Source organism: Pseudoxanthomonas sp. USHLN014, assembly GCF_037153335.1.
GTDB classification, from domain to species: Bacteria; Pseudomonadota; Gammaproteobacteria; order Xanthomonadales; family Xanthomonadaceae; genus Pseudoxanthomonas_A; species Pseudoxanthomonas_A winnipegensis.
This window is the reverse complement of sequence record NZ_JBBCKO010000003.1, coordinates 489411-513737: the sequence shown is the minus strand read 5'-3', so window position 1 is coordinate 513737 and position 24327 is coordinate 489411. Positions and strand designations below refer to the sequence as shown.

General features: G+C 70.5%; 22 protein-coding genes. 10 read left to right on the top strand and 12 right to left on the bottom strand.

The genetic code is table 11. From position 1 onward, the window contains the following. Nucleotides 1-244 precede the first annotated feature (244 nt). Nucleotides 245-1453, bottom strand: a complete 1209-nt coding sequence (gene tyrS / locus WFQ05_RS09180; RefSeq protein WP_337053548.1) for a tyrosine--tRNA ligase — start codon at nt 1451-1453, stop codon at nt 245-247. 182 nt (nt 1454-1635) lie between these two features. Here tyrS and WFQ05_RS09175 point away from each other — a divergent pair, with 182 nt between their 5' ends. Both WFQ05_RS09175 and WFQ05_RS09170 read left to right on the top strand, forming a co-directional pair. Next, nucleotides 1636-3093: a peptidoglycan DD-metalloendopeptidase family protein gene (locus WFQ05_RS09175; RefSeq protein ID WP_337053547.1), complete on the top strand. Its 1458-nt coding sequence runs from the start codon at nt 1636-1638 to the stop codon at nt 3091-3093. Nucleotides 3094-3125: 32 nt separating this feature from the next. After that, entirely contained in the window at nt 3126-4244 is a 1119-nt protein-coding gene (locus tag WFQ05_RS09170; RefSeq protein ID WP_337053576.1) for an anhydro-N-acetylmuramic acid kinase, read from the top strand. A 60-nt stretch (nt 4245-4304) separates the two neighbouring features. Here WFQ05_RS09170 and WFQ05_RS09165 read toward each other — a convergent pair whose 3' ends face one another. Genes WFQ05_RS09165 through WFQ05_RS09155 form a run of 3 tightly spaced genes read right to left on the bottom strand, consistent with a single transcriptional unit; the run spans nt 4305 to nt 6647 of the window. After that, nucleotides 4305-4535: a hypothetical protein gene (locus tag WFQ05_RS09165; RefSeq protein WP_130521767.1), complete on the bottom strand. Its 231-nt coding sequence runs from the start codon at nt 4533-4535 to the stop codon at nt 4305-4307. Then, the gene (locus tag WFQ05_RS09160; protein WP_130525135.1) at nt 4513-5850 is read right to left on the bottom strand and encodes an MFS transporter; all 1338 of its coding nucleotides are present in this window, start codon (nt 5848-5850) and stop codon (nt 4513-4515) included. Before WFQ05_RS09160 ends, WFQ05_RS09165 begins: the two co-directional genes overlap by 23 nt. Continuing rightward, nucleotides 5847-6647 carry an exodeoxyribonuclease III gene (locus tag WFQ05_RS09155; protein ID WP_337053545.1) on the bottom strand — a complete coding sequence of 267 codons (801 nt, stop codon included), beginning with the start codon at nt 6645-6647 and terminating at the stop codon, nt 5847-5849. The genes WFQ05_RS09160 and WFQ05_RS09155 overlap by 4 nt, the downstream gene beginning before the upstream one ends. A 100-nt stretch (nt 6648-6747) precedes the next feature. Between WFQ05_RS09155 and pyrE the strand changes: the two genes are divergently transcribed. Beyond that, entirely contained in the window at nt 6748-7404 is a 657-nt protein-coding gene (pyrE, locus tag WFQ05_RS09150) for an orotate phosphoribosyltransferase (protein WP_337053544.1), read from the top strand. A gap of 26 nt (nt 7405-7430) precedes the next feature. Next, entirely contained in the window at nt 7431-8084 is a 654-nt protein-coding gene (locus WFQ05_RS09145) for a hypothetical protein (RefSeq protein ID WP_235871781.1), read from the top strand. Between the two features lie 425 nt (nt 8085-8509). Here WFQ05_RS09145 and WFQ05_RS09140 read toward each other — a convergent pair whose 3' ends face one another. From WFQ05_RS09140 to coaBC, 3 genes are read right to left on the bottom strand one after another with little or no spacing between them, the layout of a single operon-like run. Then, on the bottom strand, nt 8510-10879 hold the full coding sequence (locus WFQ05_RS09140) for a phosphomannomutase/phosphoglucomutase (RefSeq protein WP_337053543.1): 2370 nt from the start codon (nt 10877-10879) through the stop codon (nt 8510-8512). Between the two features lie 17 nt (nt 10880-10896). Next, nucleotides 10897-11355 (bottom strand): dUTP diphosphatase, encoded by a 459-nt coding sequence (dut, locus tag WFQ05_RS09135; RefSeq protein WP_130525138.1) that lies wholly within the window; start codon nt 11353-11355, stop codon nt 10897-10899. Next, entirely contained in the window at nt 11352-12566 is a 1215-nt protein-coding gene (gene coaBC / locus WFQ05_RS09130; protein ID WP_337053542.1) for a bifunctional phosphopantothenoylcysteine decarboxylase/phosphopantothenate--cysteine ligase CoaBC, read from the bottom strand. Before coaBC ends, dut begins: the two co-directional genes overlap by 4 nt. Before the next feature lie 141 nt (nt 12567-12707). On the opposite strand from coaBC, the gene radC reads away from it, so the two are divergent. From radC to WFQ05_RS09105, 5 genes are all read left to right on the top strand, one after another. Next, on the top strand, nt 12708-13382 hold the full coding sequence (gene radC, locus WFQ05_RS09125) for a DNA repair protein RadC (RefSeq protein WP_130532294.1): 675 nt from the start codon (nt 12708-12710) through the stop codon (nt 13380-13382). 94 nt (nt 13383-13476) lie between these two features. Further along, nucleotides 13477-15168, top strand: coding sequence for an arginine--tRNA ligase (argS, locus tag WFQ05_RS09120; protein WP_337053540.1), 1692 nt, complete (start codon nt 13477-13479; stop codon nt 15166-15168). 27 nt (nt 15169-15195) lie between these two features. Then, on the top strand, nt 15196-16014 hold the full coding sequence (locus tag WFQ05_RS09115; protein ID WP_337053539.1) for an SPOR domain-containing protein: 819 nt from the start codon (nt 15196-15198) through the stop codon (nt 16012-16014). After that, entirely contained in the window at nt 16011-16460 is a 450-nt protein-coding gene (locus tag WFQ05_RS09110) for a hypothetical protein (protein ID WP_337053537.1), read from the top strand. The genes WFQ05_RS09115 and WFQ05_RS09110 overlap by 4 nt, the downstream gene beginning before the upstream one ends. Continuing rightward, nucleotides 16457-17206 (top strand): SDR family NAD(P)-dependent oxidoreductase, encoded by a 750-nt coding sequence (locus WFQ05_RS09105; RefSeq protein WP_130532299.1) that lies wholly within the window; start codon nt 16457-16459, stop codon nt 17204-17206. The genes WFQ05_RS09110 and WFQ05_RS09105 overlap by 4 nt, the downstream gene beginning before the upstream one ends. Nucleotides 17207-17235: 29 nt before the next feature. Here WFQ05_RS09105 and WFQ05_RS09100 read toward each other — a convergent pair whose 3' ends face one another. From WFQ05_RS09100 to WFQ05_RS09085, 4 genes are all read right to left on the bottom strand, one after another. Then, on the bottom strand, nt 17236-18372 hold the full coding sequence (locus WFQ05_RS09100; RefSeq protein WP_337053535.1) for an acyltransferase: 1137 nt from the start codon (nt 18370-18372) through the stop codon (nt 17236-17238). A 103-nt stretch (nt 18373-18475) separates the two neighbouring features. Continuing rightward, on the bottom strand, nt 18476-19222 hold the full coding sequence (locus WFQ05_RS09095) for a LytTR family DNA-binding domain-containing protein (RefSeq protein WP_337053534.1): 747 nt from the start codon (nt 19220-19222) through the stop codon (nt 18476-18478). Beyond that, nucleotides 19219-20286, bottom strand: coding sequence for a histidine kinase (locus WFQ05_RS09090; RefSeq protein WP_337053533.1), 1068 nt, complete (start codon nt 20284-20286; stop codon nt 19219-19221). The genes WFQ05_RS09095 and WFQ05_RS09090 overlap by 4 nt, the downstream gene beginning before the upstream one ends. 5 nt (nt 20287-20291) lie before the next feature. Further along, complete coding sequence (locus WFQ05_RS09085; RefSeq protein ID WP_337053532.1) at nt 20292-20816, bottom strand: nuclear transport factor 2 family protein; 525 nt, start codon at nt 20814-20816, stop codon at nt 20292-20294. Between the two features lie 296 nt (nt 20817-21112). On the opposite strand from WFQ05_RS09085, the gene WFQ05_RS09080 reads away from it, so the two are divergent. Beyond that, nucleotides 21113-22123, top strand: a complete 1011-nt coding sequence (locus tag WFQ05_RS09080) for a pyridoxamine 5'-phosphate oxidase family protein (RefSeq protein ID WP_337053530.1) — start codon at nt 21113-21115, stop codon at nt 22121-22123. Nucleotides 22124-22433: 310 nt separating this feature from the next. Here the strand turns inward: WFQ05_RS09080 and speA are convergent, their stop codons facing one another. Continuing rightward, nucleotides 22434-24323, bottom strand: a complete 1890-nt coding sequence (speA, locus tag WFQ05_RS09075) for an arginine decarboxylase (protein ID WP_337053529.1) — start codon at nt 24321-24323, stop codon at nt 22434-22436. Nucleotides 24324-24327: the final 4 nt, after the last annotated feature.

The window sequence follows — 24327 nt, the reverse complement described above, 5'->3', positions numbered from 1 at the left end:
TTTCGTTTCCGCCGAAGCGAGCCGCCCATTATGAGGCAGTTCCCGCATCCGTCAAGTGCTTCGTGCGAGGCGCTTGGTGGACCCCGTCTCGTCATGTGCCGGCTGGGCCGGTCACCACCGTGGCGGGGCGCGCATTATGGGAGCGCGCGGCCGCCTTGGGAAGGGGTTTGGGAAGTTCTTTTTACTTTGTGCGCCAAGTGCCTGATGGGGCTAGCTTTTGTCGCCTGCCCGCCGGCTGCGGGCGTTAGCCGGCGAGCAGGCGGACGCGGGCGAAGTTGCGCTTGCCCACCTGCAGCACGCCCTCGAAGCCAGGCTGCAGCTGCAGCTGCGCGTCCTCGATTACCACGCCGTCGACTTTCACCGCGCGCTCCTTAAGCTTGCGGCCGGCCTCGGAATTGCTCGGCGTCACGCCCGCCGCGGTCAGCAAGGCGCCGATCCGCAGGCCTTCGGCCGGGACCACCACGTCCTGCAGCGGCAGCAGCGAGGTATCGCCCTCACCGCGCACGACGGCATGCCAACCGGCGATCGCCGTCTCGGCCTGAGCCGCGTCGTGGAAGCGCGTGGCCAGCTCGCGCGCCAGCCGCAGCTTGACGTCGCGCGGATTGAGCGCGCCGGAGGCGACCTCGGCCTGCAGGGCCTTGGCCTCGTTCACGCCGATGTCGAAGCTGAGCAGCTCGATCCAGCGCCACATCAGCGCGTCGCCGATCTTCATGGTCTTGGTGACGATGTCGATGGCCGGCTCGCCGATGCCGATGTAGTTGCCCAGCGACTTGGACATCTTGTTGACGCCGTCCAGGCCCTCCAGCAGCGGCATGGTCAGCACGATCTGCGGCTTCTGGCCGTAGTGCTCCTGCAGGCCGCGGCCCATGAGCAGGTTGAACTTCTGATCGGTGCCGCCCAGTTCGACATCGGCCTCCAGGGCGACCGAGTCGTAGCCCTGGACCAGCGGGTAGAGGAATTCGTGCAGGGCGATGGACTGCTGGGCGGCGTAGCGCTTGGCGAAGTCGTCGCGCTCAAGCATGCGCGCCACGGTGTGCTGCGCCGCAAGACGGATCATGTCGGCCGCGCCCATCTTGCCGAACCACTCGCTATTGAAGCGCACCTCGGTCTTCTCGCGGTCCAGCACCTTGAACACCTGGTCCTCGTAGGTGCGCGCATTGGCCAGCACGTCCTCGCGGGTGAGCGGCTTGCGGGTGACGTTCTTGCCGGTCGGGTCGCCGATCATCCCGGTGAAGTCGCCGATCAGGAAGATCACCTGATGGCCCAGGTCCTGGAACTGCCGCATCTTGTTGAGCAGCACCGTGTGGCCCAGGTGCAGGTCCGGCGCGGTCGGGTCGAACCCGGCCTTGATGCGCAGCGGACGGCCGGATTGCAGGCGTTGCTGCAGGTCTTCGAGCTTGAGGATTTCGTCGGCGCCGCGGCCGATTAGTTGCAGTGCGTCTGCCTGTGACACGTGAGGTTCCAGATGAAGAAAGAGACCGGCGCGGCCACCACAAAGTTGAACGCGCGGTTAAATCGAGGTTAACGCCGCACCGCAGGAAAAAACCAATCCACTCAACGGTTTGACCTGCTCCCCATGCCTGACTATGGTAGCCCGATTGGGCCTTCCGCTTGGGCCCCAGGGTGAAGACATCGATGCAGACGCACGGGGACGGCAGCCGCCGCAAGCAACGCTTTCGCGAACGACTGGAAGTCCTTCGAGAGTCCGCTCTCCACCGCCAACTGACCCAGCACCTGCCCCAGGGCCGGTGGACGCGCCGGCAGTGGATCCACGCTTCCCTGTTCACCACCATCGGGATCATGGTGGCCACCATCGTGCCGGGCTTCTCCAGCGTGGTACAGCCGCAGCGCAAGCCGCTGGCCAGCGTGCCGCTGGCGCTGCCCGAGATCGACACGCAGGCCGCCGCGGCCTCGGCGGGCGACAACTGGCAGACGGTGAACGTCCGCCCCGGCCAGACCCTGAGCGCGATCTTCGAAGAGATGGGCGTGCCGGCCGCCACCCTGCAGCGTGTGATGGAGAACAAGTCGGCCGCGGCCGAGCTGCGCCGCCTGCATCCGGGCGATGAGATCGCCTTCGATCTTCCCGCCGAGGGCGTGCTCAAGGCGCTGCGCTACGACCGCGACATGGCCTCGCGTGTGCAGCTGGACATCAGCGACGAGGCGGTCACCGAGCGGGTGATCAAGCGCGAGGTCAGCGTGCGCACCGCGGTGCTGAGCGGCAAGGTCGGCAGCTCGCTGATCCGCTCGGCGCGCAAGGCCGGGCTGACGGCGGCCAACATCAATGCGCTGACCGACGAGATCTTCAAGTACGACATCGACTTCAACTCCGACCTGGAGGCCAACGACCGCTTCAGCGTGGTGGTCGAGCAGACCTGGCGCGAGGGCCAGCTGGTGGCCACCGGCCCGGTCCAGGCGGCGACCTTCACCGTGGACGGCAAGCTGCATTCGGGCTTCCGCTTCACGCGCCCGGGCGGGCAGCCGGAGTACTTCACCGCCAGCGGCAAGCCGCTCAAGCGCAGCTTCATCCGCATGCCGATTCCCTACGCACGGCTGAGCTCGACCTTCGGGGCGCGCCATCATCCGATCCTGGGCACGATGCGCATGCACCAGGGCGTGGACTACGCCGCGGCCACCGGCACGCCGATCATGGCCGCGGGCGATGCGCGCGTGCAGTTCGCCGGTCAGCAGCGCGGCTACGGCAATGTGGTGATCCTGGACCATGGTCAGGGCCGCACGACGCTGTACGGGCACATGTCGCGCTTCGCCAAGATCAAGACCGGCCAGCGCATCGCGCAGGGCACGGTGATCGGCTACGTCGGGTCCACCGGCATGGCCACCGGCCCGCATCTGCACTACGAATTCCGCGTCAACGGCGTGCACCGCAACCCGCTGAAGGTCACCCTGCCGCCGCCCGAGCCGCTGTCCGGCACGGTGCTGGCGCAGTTCAAGACCCAGACCTCGAGCGCGCTGGCCCGCATCCACACCGTGGAAAGCGCGATCTACGCCGATGCCTCGCCGGCCACGGCGCCGCAGCCGTCCGTGACGCTGGCCCAGGCGCTGGAGGCGTCGCGCAAGCGGCCGGATCGCCAGTGACTCCGCCGGCTGCGGCGCGCGCCGGCGGACCGCTGGCACGCAAGCCGGCGCTGGGCGACCTCTATCTGGGCATGATTTCCGGCACCAGCGCCGATGGGATCGACGTGGCGCTGGTGCGCTTCGACCCCGAGCCGCAGCTGCTGATGGGCCGCACCTACCGCTGGGACGACGCGCTGCGCACGCGTCTGATCGAGCTGGGCCAGGGCGGCGAGGCGACCTCGCTGGACGAGCTGGGCGAACTGGACGTGCAGGTCGCGCTGGCCTTCGCCCATGCGGCGGGCCGGCTGATCACCCAGTCCGGGCTGGACCGGGCGCTGGTGCGGGCGATCGGCTCGCATGGGCAGACCGTGCGCCACCGCCCGGAGGGCACCTTCCCCTTCACCTGGCAGATGGGCGACGGCAATGTCATCGCCGAGCGCACCGGCATCCCGACCGTGGCCGACTTCCGCCGGCGCGACGTCGCCGCGGGCGGCCATGGCGCGCCGCTGATGCCGGCCTTCCACGCCGCCATGCTGCATGACCCGGGCGAAGACCGGGCGGTGCTCAACCTGGGCGGCATCGGCAACCTGACCCTGCTGCCGGGCAGCGGCGCGGTGCGCGGCTTCGATACCGGCCCGGCCAACGCGCTGCTCGACGCCTGGTGCGAGCGGCATACCGGCATGGCCTTCGATGCCGGCGGCGCCTTCGCCGCGACCGGCAAGCCCGATGAAGCGCTGCTGGCGCGGCTGTTGGACGAGCCGTGGTTCGCCCAGCCGCCGCCCAAGAGCACCGGTCGCGAGCAGTTTCACCTGGCCTGGGTCGAAAGCAAGCTCGGCCAGGGCGCGCTGGCGGCGGCCGACGTGCAGGCCACGCTGGTCGAACTCAGCGCGGTCACCGTGGCCGAGGCGCTGCGCGCGACCCAGCCCGGCACCGCGCGGGTAATGGTCTGCGGCGGCGGCGTGCACAATCCGGTGCTGATGCAGCGCCTAGCGGCGCGGCTGCCGGGCGTGGTGGTCGAATCCACCGAGGCCCACGGCCTGCATCCGGACTACGTCGAGGCCATGGGCTTTGCCTGGCTGGCACGCGAGACCCTGGCCGGGCGCCCCGGCAACCTGCCCAGCGTCAGCGGCGCCAAGGGCCTGCGCGTGCTGGGCGCGCTGTATCCGGCCTGATCGCGCTGGATTCGCGGGAAACCGCGGCGCCCGGAATTGACCTGAGGGCGAGAGCGGCGGCTAGGACGCCGGGCCGCCGTGCGGCACCGCGCGCAGCGCCGCGATGGCCTCGGACAGGACGGCGACCTCCGGGTCGCTGAAGCCGTTGCGCACCTCGGCCTCGACCGCGAACAGGCCGTGCTCGATCAGGCGGCTGATGGTCTCCTCGGTGCTCCAGCCGCGCGCCTGGGCGACGCGGCGGATGCGATCGGTCAGGATCGGATCGAGGTCACGGATGAGCAGGTCGGTCATGGTCGGGTGCGGCCACTGTCCTGGAAGGCTCCTTGATACGACGCCACAGCCAGGCAAGCAAGGCCAGCGTGGGGATCACGGTCAGCGCGCTCAGGGCGAAGAAGGTCGAATACGAGGTGGCCTCGACGATGTAGCCCGAGACGCCGCCCACGAACTTGCCCGGCAGGTTGGCCAGCGAAACCAGCAGCGCGTACTGGGTGGCGGTGAAGTTGCGGTCGGTCAGCGAGGACATGAAGGCCACCAGCACCGTGCCGGCGAAGCCCTGCGAGATGTTGTCCGCGCTCAGCGCCGCGTAGAACGCCCACAGCTGGCCGGGGTGCTGGGCCATCAGCAGGAAGGCCAGGTTGGACAGCGCCACCGCCAGCGCGGCCAGCAGCAGCATGCGCCGGAAGCCGAACGCCGCCACCGCCATGCCGCCGCCGAAGGCGCCGACGATGCTCATCCAGATGCCGAACAGCTTGGACACCGTGGCGATGTCGGCCTTGGTGAAGCCCGAGTCCAGGTAGAACGGCCCGGCCATGACGCCGATCACCTGGTCGGGGAACTTGAACAGGCCGACGAACAGCAGCAGCGCCAGCGCCAGCTTCCAGCCGTTGGTGGTGAAGAAGCCGACGATCGGCTGCCAGAAGGCGCCGAAGAAGTCGATCCGCCGCACCACCGTGGCCTCCGGTCGCACCGGCTCGCGGCTGACCAGCGTGGTGACGATGGGCACCAGCATCAGCGCGGCCATGCAGAAGTAGGCGATCTTCCAGTCCTCGAACTCGGCCATGTACAGCGCGCCGGCGCCGCCGACGATCAGCGCGATGCGATAGCCCAGGATGTAGGTCGCCGCCAGCGCGGCCTGGGCACTTTCCGGGGCGATCTCGATGCGGTAGGCATCGACCACCGCGTCCTGGGTGGCACCGGCGAAGGAGCCCACCAGCACCCAGGTCACCAGCCCGGCCACGCCCAGTTCCGGCCGCATGGCGCCGAGTGCGAACAGGCTGGCCGCGACCAGCACCTGCGCGGCCAGCAGCCAGGAGCGCCGCCGCCCCAGCCCGGACAGCAGCGGCAGCGTATAGCGGTCGATCAGCGGCGCCCAGACGAATTTGAGCAGGTAGAAGAAGCTGGCCAGGCTGATCAGGCCGATCTCGCCCAGCTGCAAGCCGACGTCGCGCAGGCGCGTGGACAGGGTCTGCGAGGCGATCAGCAGGAACGGCAGTCCGCTGCCGAAGCCCAGCAGCGCCATGGTCAGCGCCGAGGGCGTGGCGAAGGCGGCTTTGATCCCGCGCCAGCCCTTGTAGGACACCGGCCGCCCGCCGGGCGCGGCGCTCACCGGGCGTAGTCCACGGTGAACGGCGCGTGGTCGGAGAAGCGCTGGTCGCGGTAGATCGCGCAGCCGCGCAGGCGATCGCGCAAGCCGGGCGTGGCGAACTGGTAGTCGATGCGCCACCCCACGTTGTTGGCGCGCGCCGCGCCGCGGTTGGACCACCAGGTGTAGTCCTGCCCTTCCGGATGCAGCACGCGGTAGGCGTCGACCCAGCCGCGGCCGGCGGCCACGTCGACCTGCGCGCCCTCGTCGGCGCACAGGCCGTTGAGCCAGTCCCGCTCGGGCGGCAGGCAGCCGGAGTTCTTCTGGTTGCTGGTCCAGTTGCGGATGTCCCGCCGGGTGCGCACGATGTTCCAGTCCCCGCACAGCACATAGTCGCGGCCGCTGGCCAGCCACTGGTCCAGGATCGGCTTGAGCCACTCCATGACCTGGAACTTGTAGCCCTGGCGCAGCTCGCCCGAGGAGCCGGACGGGATGTAGAAGGACACCACGCTCAGGTTGCCGAAGCGCGCCTCCAGGTAGCGGCCCTCCTCGTCGAACTCCGGCCAGCCCAGCGCGGTGCGGATCTCGTCGGGCTCGACCTTGCTGTAGATCGCCACGCCCGAGTAGCCCTTCTTGGTGGTCGCGTCGCGGAAGTAGGCCTTGTAGCCGGGCGGCAGGAATTCGGGCCCGGCCAGCTGGTGTTCCTGGGCCTTGGTCTCCTGCACGCACAGCACGTCGGCGTCCTGTGCGGAGAACCACGGAAAGAAGCCCTTGGACGCGGCCGAGCGCAGGCCGTTGGCGTTGAAGCTGATGATGCGCATGGAGTTGGAGCCGAAGACAGAAGCGACGCGCAAGCATACCGCCCGATCCGGCCGCCGCCGCCTGCTAACCTTTGCCCATCCCCACACGTTCAAGACGCCCATGTCCAACCACCGTGCGCGCTTCCTTCAGCTGGCCCTGCGCGCCAACGCGCTGCGTTTCGGCGAGTTCACGCTCAAGTCGGGCCGCCTGAGCCCCTACTTCTTCAACGCCGGGCGCTTCGACAGCGGCGCGGCGCTGGCCGAGCTGGCCGGCTGCTACGCCGATGCGATCGAGGAGGCCGGGGTGTCGTTCGATCTGCTGTTCGGCCCGGCCTACAAGGGCATCCCGCTGGCGACCGCGCTGGGCATGGAGTTCGCCCGCCGCGGCCGCGACCTGCCGCTGGCCTTCAACCGCAAGGAAGCCAAGGACCATGGCGAGGGCGGCACGCTGATCGGCGCGCCGCTGGACGAGCGCCGGGTGTTGATCGTGGACGATGTGATCACCGCCGGCACCGCCATCCGCGAGGCGCTGGGCCTGATCACCGCGGCCGGCGGCGTGCCGGCCGGGATCGTGGTGGCGCTGGATCGCCAGGAAATCCTCGGCGAGGACGGCCAGCGCCTGTCGGCCGCCCAGCGCGTGGCCGCCGAGACCGGCGTGCCGGTGATCGCGGTGGCCAGCCTGCACGATCTGCTTGCATTCGCCGGGGAAAATGCGGAACTTGTCGGCTACCGCGAGCAGTTGCTGGCCTACCGGGCCCGGTACGGCAGCGCCGCGTAATCGCCACTGGCAGCAAGGGGGCTGTCATGACCAGGACCAGGTTCGCCGCGATGCTGATGATGCCGCTGGCTGCGGCGGCGTTGACGGCGGGCGCGCAGGATGCGCCCAAGGCCAAGAAGCTCTATTGCTGGAACGACCCCAAGAGCGGCCGCACCTGCTCCGATGCGCTGCCGCCGGATCAGGTCAACAGCGCGCGCGACGAATTCAGCGCCACCAGCGGTGCGCGCACCGGCGCGGTCGGCCAGGCGCTGACCGCCGAGCAGCGCGCCGACCTGGCCGCCGCCGCCGCCCAGGCGCGGGCCGACCAGGCGGCCGAGGACACGCGCAAGCGCACCGAGCAGGCGATGTTGCTGTCCTATGCGTCCGAGGACGATCTCAAGCGCGTGTTCAACGAGCGCACCACGCTGATCGACAACAACGTGCAGACCGCGCGCTTCAATCTGACCAGCATGCGCGAGGCGCTGGTGATCAAGCTGCAGCAGGCCAGCAACGCCGAACTGGCCGGCCGCAAGGTCGACGCCAAGCTGGCCGAGGACGTGCGCCAGCGCCACACCGACCTGCTGCGCCAGCAGGCGCTGCTGACCAATTTCGAGCAGCAGCGCACGCAGCTCAGCGCAGAGGTGGAGGACACCTTGAAGCGCTACCGCGACATGAAGGCCAGCGCTGCGGCCAATGGTTGAGGTGGGTGCGGGCGGTTAAGCCTGCTGTGCCGAGCAGCGCCGGGCTCGCGAAGCCACCGGTGTTCGGCTTGGCACTGGTGGCAGGCATCTCGCTGCTTCGCCGCCAGGCCTGAACCTGTCGTGGGTAGAGCGGAGCTTGCTCCGCTGGGGCCTTCCCCATGAACCGAACGAAGAGCAGCGGAGCGAGCTCCGCTCTACAGACGGGCGGCTGCTGGAGTTGAGGAGACAGTTGCTCCCACCCGTAGAGCGGAGCTTGCTCCGCTGGGGCCTTCCCCATGAACCGAACGAAAAGCAGCGGAGCGAGCTCCGCTCTACAGGCGGGCGGCTGCTGGAGTTGAGGAGCCAGTTGCTCCCACAAAGGACTTGTTGCTCCGGCGATCGTGGACATGCCCGAGCCCGCTCCTCCTTCGCGCTATTACCGCGCCTCAGAAGCGGGGCTTGAGCTGCGGCGCCACGGCCTGCAGCTGGCTGCGGAACGCGCCGCGGATGCGCTCCAGCGCCGCCGCGTCCGAGGCCTCGAAGCGCAGCACCAGCACCGGGGTGGTGTTGGAGGCGCGCAGCAGGCCCCAGCCGTCGTCCCAGTCCGCACGCAGGCCATCGATGGTGGACAGGCGCGCGCCGTCGAACCGGGCCGCGTCCACGAACGCCTGCACGATCGCATGCGCATCGCCGGAGGGCACCTCGACCTTGATCTCCGGCGTGGACACGCCGTCGGGCAGCGCGTCGAGGATCTCGCTCGGGGTCTGGTCGTCGCGCGCGGCCAGGATCTCCAGCAGGCGCGCGGCGGCGTACAGGCCGTCGTCGAAGCCGTACCAGCGCTCCTGGAAGAAGAAGTGCCCGCTCATCTCGCCGGCCAGTTCGGCGCCGGTCTCGCGCATCTTGGCCTTGATCAGCGAATGCCCGGTCTGCCACATCAGCGGCGTGCCGCCGTTGCGCAGCGTCCAGCCTTGCAGCTTGCCGGTGCACTTGACGTCGTAGATCACCATCGCGCCGGGGTTGCGCTCGAGCACGTCGGCGGCGAACAGCATCAGCAGGCGATCGGGGAAGATGACGTGGCCGTCGTGGGTGACCACGCCCAGGCGGTCGCCGTCGCCGTCGAAGGCCAGGCCCAGATCGGCGTCGAAGCGCTTCACCGTCGAGGCCAGGTCGAGCAGGTTGTCCGGCTCGCTGGGATCGGGGTGATGGTTGGGGAACGTGCCGTCGATATCACAGTACAGCGGCACGACCTCGGCGCCGATGGCCTCCAGCAGCACCGGGGCGATCTCGCCGGCCACGCCGTTGCCGGCATCGACCACGACCTTGAGCGGACGCGCCAGCTGCACGTCGCTGGCGATGCGCTGGACGTAGTCCTCGGCGATCTCGCGCTGGGTCAGGCCGCCGCGCTCGGCGCTGTGCAGCTGCCCTTCGCTGATGCGGGTGTAGAGATCGGTGATGGCGGCGCCGGACAGCGTCTCGCCGCCGACCACGATCTTGAAGCCGTTGTAGTCCGGCGGATTGTGGCTGCCGGTGACCGCCACGCAGGTGCCGGTGCGCAGGTGGAAGGCGGCGAAATACGCCACCGGCGTGGGCACCATGCCGATGTCGATGACATCGCGGCCGGCCTTGCGCAGGCCTTCGATCAGGCCGGTGGACAGCTCCGGGCCGGACAGGCGGCCGTCGCGGGCGACGACCACTTCGGTCAGGCCCTGCTCGGCCATCACCGAGCCGATCGCCTGGCCGATCAGCTCGGCCACCGGCACGCTCAGCGTCTTGCCGACCACGCCGCGGATGTCGTACGCGCGGAAGATGCCCGGGTCCACGGTGGTGCCACGCACCAGCTTGGCGGCCGGCGCGGCCGCCGAGCCGACCGTCTCGACCGGCGCGTCGGTGGCCGTTGCTTCGGCATCGGCCTCGTCCGCCGCCCTGGCCGCCGCGGCGGCGCGGTGCGACTGCACGGCCTGGTCCAGGGTCAGGCCGTCGTCGGCCACGTCCTCGCCCTTGCCGCGACGCAGTTCGGGCACCTTGAGCTTGACCTTGCCGGTGGTCAGCGCCGCCACCAGCGCGGCCAGCGCCAGCAGCAGCGCGGCCACGATCGCGCTGGGGAGCGCGCCCAGGCCCAGCGGGCCCTCGCTTTCGTCGGGCACGGCGGCGGCCACGCGCAGGCCGGTCTGGCCGACCGGGCGCGAGAGCGCGTCTGCGGACCCGGACAGGCCCGCGTCGCCGACCTCGCGCAGGGTGAAGCCGCCCTGGCGCAGGGCCAGATAGGCGCCCGGCACCTGCGCGCCGTCGATCGGGGCGGTGAGCAGCGCCATCGGCAGGCGCACGTAGAGCAGCCGGTTCTGCACCGGCACGGCCAGCGCCAGGCCGGTGCCCGTGCCGTCGCGCACCGCGCCGACGATCGCGCCCTTGGCCTGCTGGGCGGCTTCCAGCAGTGCCAGCTTGCTGTAGCCGAAGCTGGCGGCATCGGCGTAGGCGGACTGAAGATCGGCCGGCAGCATGTCGACGGCTTCCACCTCGGGCCAGCCGGCCTTGATCGCCGCGCCGACCGCGGCGGTGTCGTCGGCGCTCACCGCGGCCTGGAAGGCGGGCGTGGCCACCCGCTGGTCGAGCTTGGCGGTCTGGGTCTGCAGGTTCTGCTGCAGGCCCTGCACGGCGGCATCGCGCGCCTGCAGCAGCGCGTCGCGGCGCGCACCTTCCTGGTAGAGCACCCAGGCGCTCCAGCCGAACCACGCGGCCAGCAGCACCAGCAGGGCGGACAGCAGCAGCACGTGTTGCCCGCTGCCTGTCTTCGCGGTCCTTCGTTTGAATCCAGCCATGCGACGTTTCGCCCCTGTCAGCGGACGCCCGTGTGGCCGAAGCCCCCTTCTCCACGCGCGCTTTCCACGAAAGTATCCACGATCTTCAACGCTACGCGCGCGATGGGCAACACCACCAGCTGCGCGACCCGGTCGCCGGGCTGGATCACGAAGGCCTCGCTGCTGCGGTTCCACAGGCTGATCAGCAGCGGGCCCTGGTAGTCGGCATCGATCAGGCCGGTGCCATTGCCCAGCACGATGCCGTGGCGATGGCCCAGGCCCGAGCGCGGCAGCACCACCGCGCACAGATGGGGATCGGCCAGGTGGATGGCGATGCCGCTGGGCACCAGCACCGTCTCGCCCGGCCCCAGCGTGAGCGGGGTCTCCAGCGCGGCGCGCAGGTCCAACCCGGCGCTGGCCGAGGTGGCGTAGGCCGGCAGCGGCCAGGTCTCGCCGAAGCGCGGGTCCAGCAGTTTGACTTCCATGGGCAGGCTCATGCGCGCAGACGCTCCCCGATCAGGTCCACCAGCGCCTCGGCCAGGGCGGTCTTGGGCGCGGAGGGGAACTCGCGCTGGCCATCCTTCCAGAACGCGGTCATCGCGTTGCTGTCGCTCTCGAAGCCGCCGTCGGGGATGCCGACCCGGTTGGCCACGATCATGTCCAGGCGCTTGGCCAGCAGCTTGCCGCGCGCGTACTCGGCCACGTTCTCGGTCTCGGCGGCGAAGCCGACCACCAGCTTGAGCGGCTGCACCGAGGCGGCGACCTCGGCCAGGATGTCCGGCGTGCGGACCAGGTCCAGCGCCAGCGACTCGCTGGACTTCTTGATCTTGTTGGGCGCCGGCACGCGCGGGGTGTAGTCGGCGACCGCGGCGGCGCCGATGTACACATCGGCCGGGAAGGCGCCGAACACCGCCGCGCGCATCTGCGCGGCCGAGCGCACGTCCACGCGGGTCACGCCGGGCGGGGTGCCCAGGCTCACCGGGCCGGCCACCAGGGTGACCTTCGCCCCGCGCCGCGCGGCCGCCTGGGCCACGGCGAAGCCCATCTTGCCGCTGCTGCGGTTGCCCAGATAGCGCACCGGGTCCAGGTCCTCGTAGGTGGGACCGGCGCTGACCACGACATGCAGCCCGGCCAGCGGACCGTCGAGCGGAACGGCCGCCTGCGCCGCCTGGCTGAGCGCGGCCACGATCGCGTCCGGCTCGCTGAGGCGGCCCGGGCCGGATTCGCCTTCGGCCAGCGGACCGTCCTCGGGCCCGATCACCTGCACCCCGCGCGCGCGCAGGGTGGCCAGGTTGGCCTGGGTGGCGGCGTGCTTCCACATGATGTGGTTCATCGCCGGGCACACGGTGATCGGGGCGGTGGTGGCCAGGGCCAGGGTGGTCACCAGGTCGTCGGCCAGGCCGTGGGCCAGATGCGCCAGCAGGTCGGCGGTGGCCGGGGCGATCAGCACGCGGTCGGCCCAGCGCGCCAGCTCGATATGGCCCATGGAGGCCTCGGCGGCGCTGTCCCACAGGCTGGTGCGCGTGGGCTGGCCGGACAGGGCCTGGAAGCTCAGCGGGGTGACGAACTGCTGGGCGCCGGCGGTCATCGCCACCTGCACCTGCGCGCCGGCATCACGCAGCCGGCGCACCAGTTCCAACGATTTATAGGCGGCGATGCCGCCGCCGACGCACAGCAGGATGCGTTGTCCTTCCAGGGCCTGGGCCACGTCAGAATTTTCCGAACCAGAACTAGGGCGACAGCTTACCCGACGCCCCTCCCGGGTCTGATAACCCCAGGGCATGAGCGTCCGGAACAATCGCCATGACGCCGCAGGGAAGCGGCACATCCCAAGCCCAAGGAAGCGCCCATGCATATCCGCGACTGGCCCGCCGAGGAACGCCCCCGCGAAAAACTGATGGCGCGCGGCGCCGCCACGCTGTCCGACGCCGAGCTGCTGGCGATCTTCCTCGGCTCGGGCCTGCCCGGGCGCGACGCGGTACGCACCGCGCGCGACCTGCTCGCCAGCCATGGCCCGCTGCGCGGCCTGCTCGACCACCCGCCCAAGGCGCTGGCCGCCCTGCCCGGCCTGGGGCCGGCGCGCGCCTGCCAGCTGGCCGCCGCGCTCGAACTGGGCCAGCGCCACCTGGCCGCCGGCCTCGCCCGCGGCGAGATGCTGAACGACCCGCACGCGGCCGGCCGCTATTTCGCGCTGAAGCTGCGGGCGCGGCCGCGCGAGGTATTCGCGGCGCTGTTCCTGGACACGCGGCACCGGGCGCTGGCCTTCGAGGAGCTGTTCGCCGGCAGCCTGGACGCGTCCGAGGTGCACCCGCGCGAGGTGGTCAAGCGCGCGCTGGCGCTCAACGCCTCGGCGGTGATCGTGGCCCACAACCACCCCTCCGGGAACCCGGAGCCCTCGGCCGCCGACCGCGCCGTCACCGCGCGGCTCAAGGCCGGCCTGGCGCTGGTCGACGTGCGCCTGCTGGACCACTTCGTGATCGCCGACGGCCCGCCGGTCTCGCTGGCCGAGCGCGGCTGGGTATGAGCCCCGCGCGCGGCGGCCCGGGCGCCGGGGCCGGCAAGGCGGCGGCCGTGGGCTAAAATGTCCGGTCCCGCGTGACCCATCGAGCCAGAACCCCGTGAAATCCGATCTGCGTGCCCGCATCGCCCAGGGCATCGACGCCCTGCGCCAGTCCGGCACCCTGCCCGCCGAGACCGCCACCCCGGACTTCACCGTCGAGCGTCCCAAGACCCGCGAGCACGGCGACTTCGCCACCAATGCCGCCATGCTGCTGGCCAAGCCGGCGCGCAGCAATCCGCGCGCCCTGGCCCAGGCCCTAGTCGACGCGCTGCCGGCCAGCGCCGATATCGCCCGGATCGAGATCGCCGGACCCGGCTTCATCAACTTCCACCTGGCCAATGCCGCCTACCAGCGCGAGGCCGTGGCCGCGCTGACCCAGGGCGCGCAGTACGGCCGCAACGCGTCCGGCGCCGGCCGCACGGTCGGCGTGGAATACGTCTCGGCCAATCCGACCGGCCCGCTGCACGTGGGTCACGGCCGCGCCGCGGTGATCGGCGACTGCCTGGCGCGCGTGCTGGCCGCCAACGGCTGGAACACCAAGCGCGAGTTCTACTACAACGACGCCGGCGTACAGATCGAGAACCTGGCCAGGTCCACCTACGCGCGCCTGCACGGCCTCAAGCCCGGCGACGCCGACTGGCCCGAGGCGGCCTACAACGGCGACTACATCGCCGATGTCGCCGCCGCCTACCTGCGCGGCGATGTCATCGAGATCGAAGGCCACACCGTCACCGGCGCCAAGGACATCGAGGACCTCGATGCCATCCGCCGCTTCGCCGTGGCCTACCTGCGCCGCGAGCAGAACGCCGACCTGGCCGCCTTCGGCGTGGGCTTCGACGTGTACTTCCTGGAGAGCGCGCTCTACCGCGACGGCAAGGTCGAGGAGACCGTCGAGACGCTGATCAAGTCCGGCCACACCTACGAGGAAGGCGGCGCGCTGTGGCTCAAGTCGACCGACTACGGCGACGACAAGGACCGCGTGATGCGCAAGTCCGACGGCACCTATACCTACTTCGTGCCGGACGTGGCCTACCACCTGTCCAAGTGGCAGCGCGGCTACGAGCGCGCGATCACCGAGCTGGGCGCCGACCACCACGGCTCGCTGGCGCGCGTGCGCGCCGGCCTGCAGGCGCTGGACGTGGGCATCCCCAAGGGCTGGCCCGAATACGTGCTGCACCAGATGGTCACCGTGATGCGCGGCGGGGAGGAAGTGAAACTGTCCAAGCGCGCCGGCAGCTACCTGACCCTGCGCGACCTGATCGAGGAAGCCGGCGCCGACGCCACGCGCTGGTTCCTGATCGCGCGCAAGCCAGATTCGCAGCTGACCTTCGACATCGACCTGGCGCGCGAGCAGAGCAAGGACAACCCGGTCTTCTACGTGCAGTACGCCCATGCGCGCGTGTGCAGCCTGCTGCGCCGCGTCGAGGAGAAGGGCTATGCGGCCTACGATCAGGACGCGGGCATCGCCGCGCTGCCCTCGCTCGAGGACGCCACCTCGATCGCGCTGATGGTGGAACTGTCGCGCTATCCGGAAGTGGTCGAAGCGGCCGGCGTTTCGCTGGAGCCGCATGCCATCGCGCAATACCTGCGCGAACTGGCCTATGCTTTCCAGGCCTGGTACGACGGCGAACCGATCCTCATCGACGATGCCGATGCGCGCAACGCGCGCCTGGCGCTGGCCCTGGCGGTGCGCCAGGCCCTGGCCAACGGTCTGGACCTGCTGGGCGTGTCCGCGCCCGAGCGCATGTAAGACGACTTCTACGAGAACAAGAACAAGATGGCGGCACGACGCGGTAAATCCCAGGCCAAGCGCACCAACGGCAACGGCACGCCCGGCTGGGTCTGGCTGATCGCCGGGCTGGTGCTGGGCGCGGCGGCGTTCTTCATCGTGCCGGACCTGATGAAGAAGGACGGCGACACCTTCCTGCGGCCCAAGCCCAACCCCGACGCGCGCCCCGCGCCGGTGAGCGAGGACGACAGCGCCACCCCGCCCGCCTCGGCCCCGGCCGAGACCGGAGCCGCGCCCGCGGCGACGGCCGAAGCCGCCAAGAAGCCGCCCGAACGCCCGACCCAGTACGACTTCTACACGCTGCTGCCGGGCCGCGAAGTGCAGATGTCCGACGCCGAACTGGCCGCCAGCGCGCGCGCCGAGGCCGACCGCAAGGCCAAGCTGGCCGCGCAGCAGGCGCGCGAGGATGCGGCCAAGAACGCCGGCCAGCCCCAGCCCATCGCCGAGACCACGACGACCGCCGCCCAGCAGCCCACGCCGCTGGATGAGATCACCAAGGTGCCCTCGGCCACGCCGACCCAGACCACCGTCGCCCAGGCCGCCGCGTCCAATGCGGTGGCCAGCGCCGCAGGCGATGTCGCCTACATCCTGCAGGCCGGCAGCTTCAGCGCGTCCGGCGATGCCGAGGCGGTCAAGGCCAAGATCGCGATGCTGGGGCTGAGCGCGCGCGTGGAATCGGGCGACTCGGCCGGCAAGACCGTCTACCGCGTGCGCATGGGGCCCTACGCCACCGCCAGCGAACTGGCCGAGGCCAAGCAGAAACTGGCCAGCGGCGGCCTGCCGGCGATGCCGATCAAGGCCCGGTGATCGCCCCGGCGACCCAGCGCGAGCGCCTGATCCTGGCGGCCGCGGTCGCCTTCACCGTGGATTTGCTGCTCGGCGTGCTGATCTGGCGGCTCCTGCCGCCCGGCTGGCGCGTGCTCGAGCTGCACGGCAACAGCCTGATCCAGCCCGCGCACTGCCTGGCCGGCGCCTTCAGCCTGTTGCTGGGCGGCTGGATCGGCGGGCGACGCTTTCTTCCGCTCGGCGTGGCGCTGATGTTCGCCCTGCAGCTGCTGGCCCTGTGCCTGCTGGTGCAGCTGGCCGACCGTCACATGCCGCAGCGGCCGCTGTGGCTGACGATCCAGGACGTGCTGGCCAGCAACGTGCTGGGCGTGGGCCTGCAGCTGCTGGCCGCCGCGCTTGGCGCGCTGGCCGGCGCGGCGCTGCATGCGCGCCGCCCCCTGTTTCCCTCCCCCAAGGAATCGACATGAGCAAGACTGTCCTGATCACCGGCGCCACCTCCGGCTTCGGCGCAGCCGCGGTGACCCGCTTCGCCAACGCCGGCTGGAAGGTGATCGCCACAGGCCGCCGCGCCGAGCGGCTGACGCCGTTCGTCGAGCAGTTCGGCAGCGAGGTGGTGCACGCCGCCGCCTTCGACATCCGCGACGGCGCCGCGCTGGATGCGGCCCTGGCCGCGCTTCCCGCCGGCTTCGCCGACATCGACGTGCTGGTCAACAACGCCGGCCTGGCGCTGGGCACGGTGCCGGCGCAGGAGGCGGACCTGGCGCAGTGGCAGCAGATGATCGACACCAACGTGACCGCGCTGGTCACCATCACGCGCAAGCTGCTGCCGGTGCTGATCGCCCGCAAGGGCGCGATCATCAACATTTCCTCGGTGGCGGCCACCTATCCCTACACCGGCGGCAATGTCTACGGCGGCACCAAGGCCTTCGTGCGGCAGTTCTCGCTGGGCCTGCGCAGCGACCTGCACGGCACCGGCGTGCGCGTGACCAGCATCGAACCGGGCATGGCCGAGACCGAGTTCACCCTGGTGCGCACCGGCGGCGACCAGGCCGCCTCGGACAAGCTCTATGGCGGCGCCACGCCGATGACCGGCGAGGACATCGCCGAGCAGATCTTCTACGTCGCCACGCTGCCGGCGCACCTCAACATCAACCGGCTGGAGATCATGCCGGTGAGCCAGTCCTTCGCCGGCTTCCAGGTCGCGCGTCAGTAAGTCTCTCTGCCTGCGCCGACCGCGGACGCTCAAGCGGCGTCCGTGGCCGGCATGGGTGTGGTGCGCGGCCTGAGCACGCGGCCGCGCAGGCGCAGGAACGGCCGCTCCACCGCGTAATGCAGCAGCGCAGCCGCCAGCAGCGACGCGCCGCCATAGACCAGCACCTGCGCATCGCCCCAGCCGGCGATGGCCTGGCCCAGATGGTCCTGCACCTGCACGAACACGGCCTTGTGCACCAGATACAGGCTGTAGGACACGCCGGCCAGCCAGGCTGCGCCCGGCAGCGCCCAACGCCCGATCAGGCTGCTGCGGCCCGCCCCGGCGAACACCAGCAGCGCCAGCCCGATCGACAGCACCGGCCAGCCCACCGCATTGCCCACCAGCCCGCTGCGGTCGCGGAACAGCCACAGCGCCAATGCCATCACCGCAAGCCCCACCGCCAGCGCGCCGTTGGCGTACCGCTGCGCATGCGCCCACAGCGCGGGGCGGAAGGTCTTCAGCATCGCCAGCAGCACGCCGCAGAGCAGGCCGTCCAGGCGGTTCCAGGTCGGGTAGTAGAGATCCTCGATGAACCAGTTGCGCTGCGCCCCGCCGGCGGCCTCGGCGGCGGTGTCGTGCAGCCAGATGCCGGCGCGCAGCGCGATGCCACCGACCATCACCAGCGCCGCCAGCGGCGCCACCTTCCACGCGGCCGGCCTGCGCATCAGCCACCAGGCCAGCACGGGGAAGACCAGATAGAAGTGCTCCTCCACGCACAGCGACCACGCGTGCGAGAACGCGGGCCGGCTGTAGTCGTTGCCCAGGTTCATCACCATCAGGACGAACTTCCACAGCGGCTCCATCTCCGGCCGCTCGCGCCAGGCCGGCACCAGCGCATACAGCGCCAGCACCACCCAGTACGCCGGCAGGATGCGGAACGCGCGCCGCAGATAGAAGTCGCCGAACCGCAGCGGCTGCCCGCGCGACAGCGGTGCCAGCACCTGCCCGCCGATCAAAAAGCCGCTGAGCACGAAGAACAGGTCCACGCCCATCCAGCCGTAGCGCGACAGCCAGGTCCATTCCGGCGCCAGTCCACCCACCACCCAGGCGTGGAAGAACATCACCCACACGATGGCGATGGCGCGCAGCAGGTCCAGGCCCGGGTAGCGAGCGTCGGTGCGGATCATCGGGTCGAGCCAGGCGTACAGGGGAAGTGGGAAAGTCTATGTCCGCGCGGCGTCCCGCTCACCGCCGTTGCGCCGGGCCGTGCCCCGCCTGCGGTGAAGCGCATCAGCCCGAAGCGCCGGTCAGCTGGGCGCGCAACGCATCGACATAGGTGCGGCTGACGCGCAGCGGCGCGCCGTTGTGCAGCCGCAGCAGCCCGTCCTTGTTGGAGAGCGGCTGCAGTTCGGCCACGCAATCCAGCCTGACCATGGTGGAGCGATGGATGCGCACGAAGCGCGCCGGGTCGAGCTGGGTCTGCAGGCGCTGCAGCGCATCGCGCAGCAGGTATTGCCGGGATCCCACGTGCAGGGTGACGTAGTCGCCGTCGGCCTGGAGATATTCGACCTCCTCGACCGGCACGAACACGATCCGCCGCCCGACCCGAACCTCGAAGCGCGTGAGCGGCTCAGGCCGCGGCTCGCTGGGCGGCGGAACGGGAGCGGCAGCGCTCGCCTGCAGCCGACGCCGCACGCGGGCCATGGCGTCGGCCAGGCGCTCCTCGTCCAGCGGCTTGAGCAGATAGTCCAACGCTTCCAGCGCGAAGGCCGGCACGGCGAACTCGGCATGCGCCGTCAGCAGGATGACCAGCGGACGCGCGTGCGCCTCCATGGCCTGGAGCAGTGCGATGCCGTCCAGGCCAGGCATCTGGATATCGAGGATCAGCACATCCGGCCGGCACTGCGGGAGGCCGGCCAACGCCGCCTCGCCGTCGGCGTACTCGCCCACCACCTGGACATCCTCATGGCGCGCAAGGCTGGCGATCACGCCGCTGCGCGCCAAGGGCTCGTCATCGATGACCGCGATCCGGATCACGCCGCATCGCCTCGCGGGGCCAGGCGCTGCAACGGAATGGCGATGGCGACCACATACACGCCGTCCTCCAGCCCGGCGGCGAAGGCGTGGCGCTGCGGATACAGCCAGGCCAGGCGCTGGCGCACGTTCGCATGGCCCAGCGTTCGTCCGCCCTGCGCCTCATCATCCGGCGCGAGATCGTTGACCACGCGCAGCCGCAGCTCCCCGGCTCGCGCGTGCAGCGCGATGGACAGCCGGCCCGCCGCGCTGCGTCTGGCGATGCCGTGGCGGATCGCGTTCTCCACTAGCGGCTGCAGCAGCAGCGACGGCAGCGACGCGTCCAGCACACCGGGCCCGATGTCCCATTCCACGCGCAGGCGGTCGCCCAGCCGCACCTGCTCGATGGCCAGATAGGTCTCGGTCATCGCCAGCTCCTCAGCCACCGACACCTCATGGGAGGGCCGATCCAGCGTGGCACGCAGGAAGCCGCCCAGCCGCGCCAGCATGGTGCGCGCCTCCTCGCCGCGCGCCTGCGCCACCAGCGAGGACACGCCATTGAGCGTGTTGAACAGGAAGTGGGGATTGAGCTGGTAGCGCAGCGCGCGCAGTTCGGCATCGCGCGCGGCCAGCAGCGCCTGCGCCTGACGGCCCTGTGCCTCCTTGAGTGCGTGGGAGTGCCCCACCAGCGCATTGGCCGCGCAATAGGCGATCAGCGCCAGCCAGCAATCGTCGACGCCGAAGAACACGCGCGGCCAGCGTGGAGGCTGTGCCCCGGACCAGCCCATCGCCTCGGGCAGCAGGAAGCCCAGCACGTTGTTGACCACCGCCATCAGATACGTCACCGCCAGCAGCAGCGGCACCGTCTTCCAGGGCGAACACCCGGCACGCCCGAGCGCGCGCTGCAGCCAGATCAGCACCGGCACCCAGGCCAGGAAGGCCAGCAGATATAGGGTGCGGTAGGCCAGCGCATGCGCATGCCCCACCGCCGGCACCGCCATCACCAGCTGGCACAGGCCGATCGGCAGCGCCGCCATCAGCGAGACGCGCCACGGCGGTGGCGAGAAGATCGACGCGTCCGGCGCCATCGGCGTCAGCTGGCCCGCTCGGGATCGCGCATGGTCCAGACGACCGAGACGATCTTCCAGCCTGCCTCGGTACGGATCAGCTGCCACATTTCCCTGCCCCGGTTGGTCTGCCTGCCATTCTCTAGGTAGGCGTAGTCGAAGGCGACCGCGGCGATCTCGCCATCGGTGTCGATCCTGACGTCGGAGAACACTTCCTCGCTGGCCTGGGCGCTCGTCACGATCGAGTCGATGAAGCTCAGGTAGTTGGACTGCGGGATGTAGCGGGCCTTCATGGCATCCGGCTTGACGGCACGGAACCGCGCCAGGCGCGCATCGTCGTTGACGAACTGCCAGGTCACCCGGGCCGGGTCCTCGGAGAAGAACAGCGCGGTGAACCGCGCCTTGTCCTTCTCGACGATGGCGCTGCGGAAGGCTTCGACGACCTGCCGGATCGCGGACACGTCGCGCTCGCTGTTCTGTGCGGCCAGCGCGGGCTGGACGGTCAGGGCGAGCAGCACGAATACCAGCGCGGCCTTGGATCTGATTGCCATGGGAGCGAGAGACGTCAGTGAGGGCGGCGCCATTACTCCACGCGGCAGGGCATGACGCCATACGCCTTCCGGCTCCATGCGCCGAGCCGTGCCCGCGATGCGCCAGACGGCCCTCCGGCGGCGGTGCGAGCGAGGCCCAGCGCGCACTTCAGCGTAGTGGCCGGGCCCTGCGCGGACGGGCGTGATACTGTGCGCACGCCAGCGTCGTGCCAGCGATCTCACCCGATCGATCGAGGAATGACGATGCTGCGCACCTGCCCTGTTCCCTGCCCGCCGCCACTGCCGGTGCGGCGGCCATGACCGCCCAGATCACCGACGCCGACACGCTGCAGCGCTGCATCGGCGCGCTGCCCGGTCCGCGCGACATGAAGGTCATCGACCACCTGGACGCCTGGGCGGTGCGCTGGCTGCAGGCCTCGCCGCTGGCGTTCTTCGGCTTCGGCGACGCCGAAGGCATCGCCATCACCGTCGGCGGCGGCCCGGCCGGGTTCGCCCGGACCGATACGCCGACCACGCTGGATCTGCCGCCCACCCGACTGGACGATCCGCGCCTGGCGCGCGCCGGGCAGAGCTTCTGCTCGCTGTGGCTCGTGCCGGGCCTGGGCGAGACCCTGCGCATCAACGGCCAGGTCGCCGGGGTCGAGGACGGCCGGATCGGCATCGCCGTGCGCGAGTGCTATCTGCACTGCGCCAAGGCGTTGATCCGCTCGGACTTCTGGCAGGCCGCGCCCGATCCGTTCGCCGCGCCGCTCGCGCCCGTCCAGGCGGCCGCACGCAGCCGCTTCTTGGTCCTGGCCACGGTCAATGCCGCCGGCCAGGCCGACCTCAGTCCCAAGGGCGATCCGGCCGGCGCCCTGCTGCAGGCGGACGAGGCGGCGCTGTGGCTGCCCGACCGCCCCGGCAACCGGCGCGTGGATAGCTTCCGCAACCTGCTCGAACAGCCGCGCCTGTCGCTGGCCGCGCTGGTGCCGGGCCAGACGCGGCTGCTGCACGTCCGTGGCACAGCCACGCTGACCACCGATGCCGCGGCCCGGGCCCGCCTGGCCGTCGGCGACAAGCCGCCCAAGCTGGTGACCCGCATCGCCCCGGCGCACTGGGCGGTGCGCGACAGCGCCGCCCTGGCCGCCGCCGCACTATGGCCGGCGGCGCAGCCTCCCGACGACCTGGCGCCCGCGGAGATATTCAAGGCCCATGTGCGGCTTAACCGCAGCAGCGGCCTGCAGGCGGCGATGGTGCGCGCGGCGGTCGCGGTGCCGGGGCTGGTGCGCCACGGGCTGGATCAGGACTACAAGAAGAACCTGTATTAGGCGGCGCGATGGCCGCTGCATCGTCGTTCCCGCGAAAGCGGGAACCCATGGACGTTCACGCAGGTCGCGCAAGGCGCTGGGTTCCCGCGTTCGCGGGAACGACGATTAGTGGATCGTGTAGGTCAGCGCGTCGCTGCGCGCCGTGCACGGCGCGTAAGTCCATGGATCCCCGCTTTCGCGGGGATGACGAGGTGAGGTGTTGCTTCGGCTTTAGCGCCGCTTCGGCGCGGTGTGGCTTGGGCTTCTGATCCCTAATCCCGAATCCCCAATCCCAAACGCGCACCACCCCAGATCGCAGGGAAAAACAGCCCTACGCCAACGGCTCATCCGAAAGATACGTGTACCCCGTCAGTCCCGCCTCCAAGGCAGCGGACAGCTCCTGCGCGCGTTCGGCCGACAGGTCGGCGGCAGCCACGCGCTGGGCGTAGGCGCTGCGCAGCTCGGCCAAGGAATAGCCCACGTAGTCGAGCATCACGTCGGTGGTGTCGCCGCGGCGCTGCTGGGTGATGCGCGTGGTGCCATCCTGACAGGTGACCTCCACCGCGTCGGTGTCGCCGAACAGGTTGTGGATGTCGCCCAGGATCTCCTGGTAGGCGCCGACCAGGAAGAAGCCGATGCGGTAGGACTCGCCCGGCTTCATCGCATGCAGCGGCAGCGAGCTGTCCAGGCTCTCGTTCTCGACATAGGTCTTGACCATGCCGTCCGAGTCGCAGGTCATGTCGCAGACGATGCCACGGCGCTGCGGGCGCTCATCCAGGCGTTCGATCGGCACGATCGGGAACACCTGGTCGATGGCCCACACGTCCGGGATCGACTCGAACACGCTGAAATTGACGAAGTACTTGTCCACCAGCCGGTCGTTGAGCTCGTCCAGCACCGGGCGGTGGCTCTTTTCCTCGTGGCTCAGGCGTGCGCGCACGCCGTGGGCGATGGCGTAGAACAGATCGTCGATGCGCGCGCGGTGGGTCAGGTCGATCTGCCCCAGCGCGTAGGCGGCCAGGCCCTCGGCGTGGAAGTGCTGGGCCTCCTGGAACAGCTCCACCGCCGGGCGCGTGTCCAGCTCGTCGTGGATCTCGCGCAGGTGGCGCACCGCGGCCGGCTCGTCGTCGTGCGCGTCGGGCACGCGGCCCTCCGGCGCCTGCTCGACCTCGGACACGTTGGCGATCAGCACCGCGTGGTGGGCGGTCATGGCGCGGCCGCATTCGGTGACGATGCGCGGCGGGGCCAGGCCGTGTTCCTCGCAGGCCTCGGCCAGCGGCTGGACGATGTTGCCGGCGTAGGAGCCCAGCCCGTAGTTGATCGAGTAGTAGCTGCGCGAACGCGTGCCTTCGTAGTCGATGCCCAGCCCGCCGCCGACGTCGACATGGCTGATCCTGGCGCCCAGCGCGGAGAGCTCGACGAAGTAGCGCACCGCCTCGCGCATGCCGTTGGCGATGTCGCGCACGTTGGAGATCTGGCTGCCCATGTGGAAATGCAGCAGGTTCAGGCAGGCCGCGTACTCGGTGTCGCGCAGGGTCTTCCACAGGTCCAGCACCTGGCGCGGGGACAGGCCGAACTTGGCCTTGTCGCCGCCGCTGTTCTGCCACTTGCCCGCGCCCAGCGAGGCCAGGCGCATGCGCACGCCCAGGCCGGGCATCACCTCCAGCGCCTTGGCCTCCTCCAGCACCAGCTTCAGCTCGGAGGGCTTCTCGATGACGATGAAGGTCTCCAGGCCCAGCTTGCGCCCGATCAGCGCCAGCCGGATGTACTCGCGGTCCTTGTAGCCGTTGCACACGATCAGGCCGCCGGGGCGCGAGAGCGCCAGCACGGCCATCAGCTCGGGCTTGCTGCCGGCCTCCAGGCCGAAGCCCTCGCCTTGGTGCGCGGCCAGCGTGCCGGCCACGCCACGATGCTGGTTGACCTTGATCGGATAGACGGCGGTGTAGCCGCCAGCGTAGTTCCAGTCCGCCTGGGCCTGGGCGAAGGCCGCCTGCAGCTTGCCCAGGCGCTGGCCCAGGATGTCGGGAAAGCGCACCAGCAGCGGCAGCTTGGCGCCCTCGGCACGCGCGGCGTCGACCACCTCCGGCAGCGCCACCACCGGGCCGCCCGGGCCCTGCGGGGCCACCGTGATGCGCCCGGCCGCGTCCACGTCGAAATACCCATCGGCCCAGTGCGGGATCGAATAGGTCTTGCGTGCCTGGTCGGTGGACCACTGCGTCATCGGT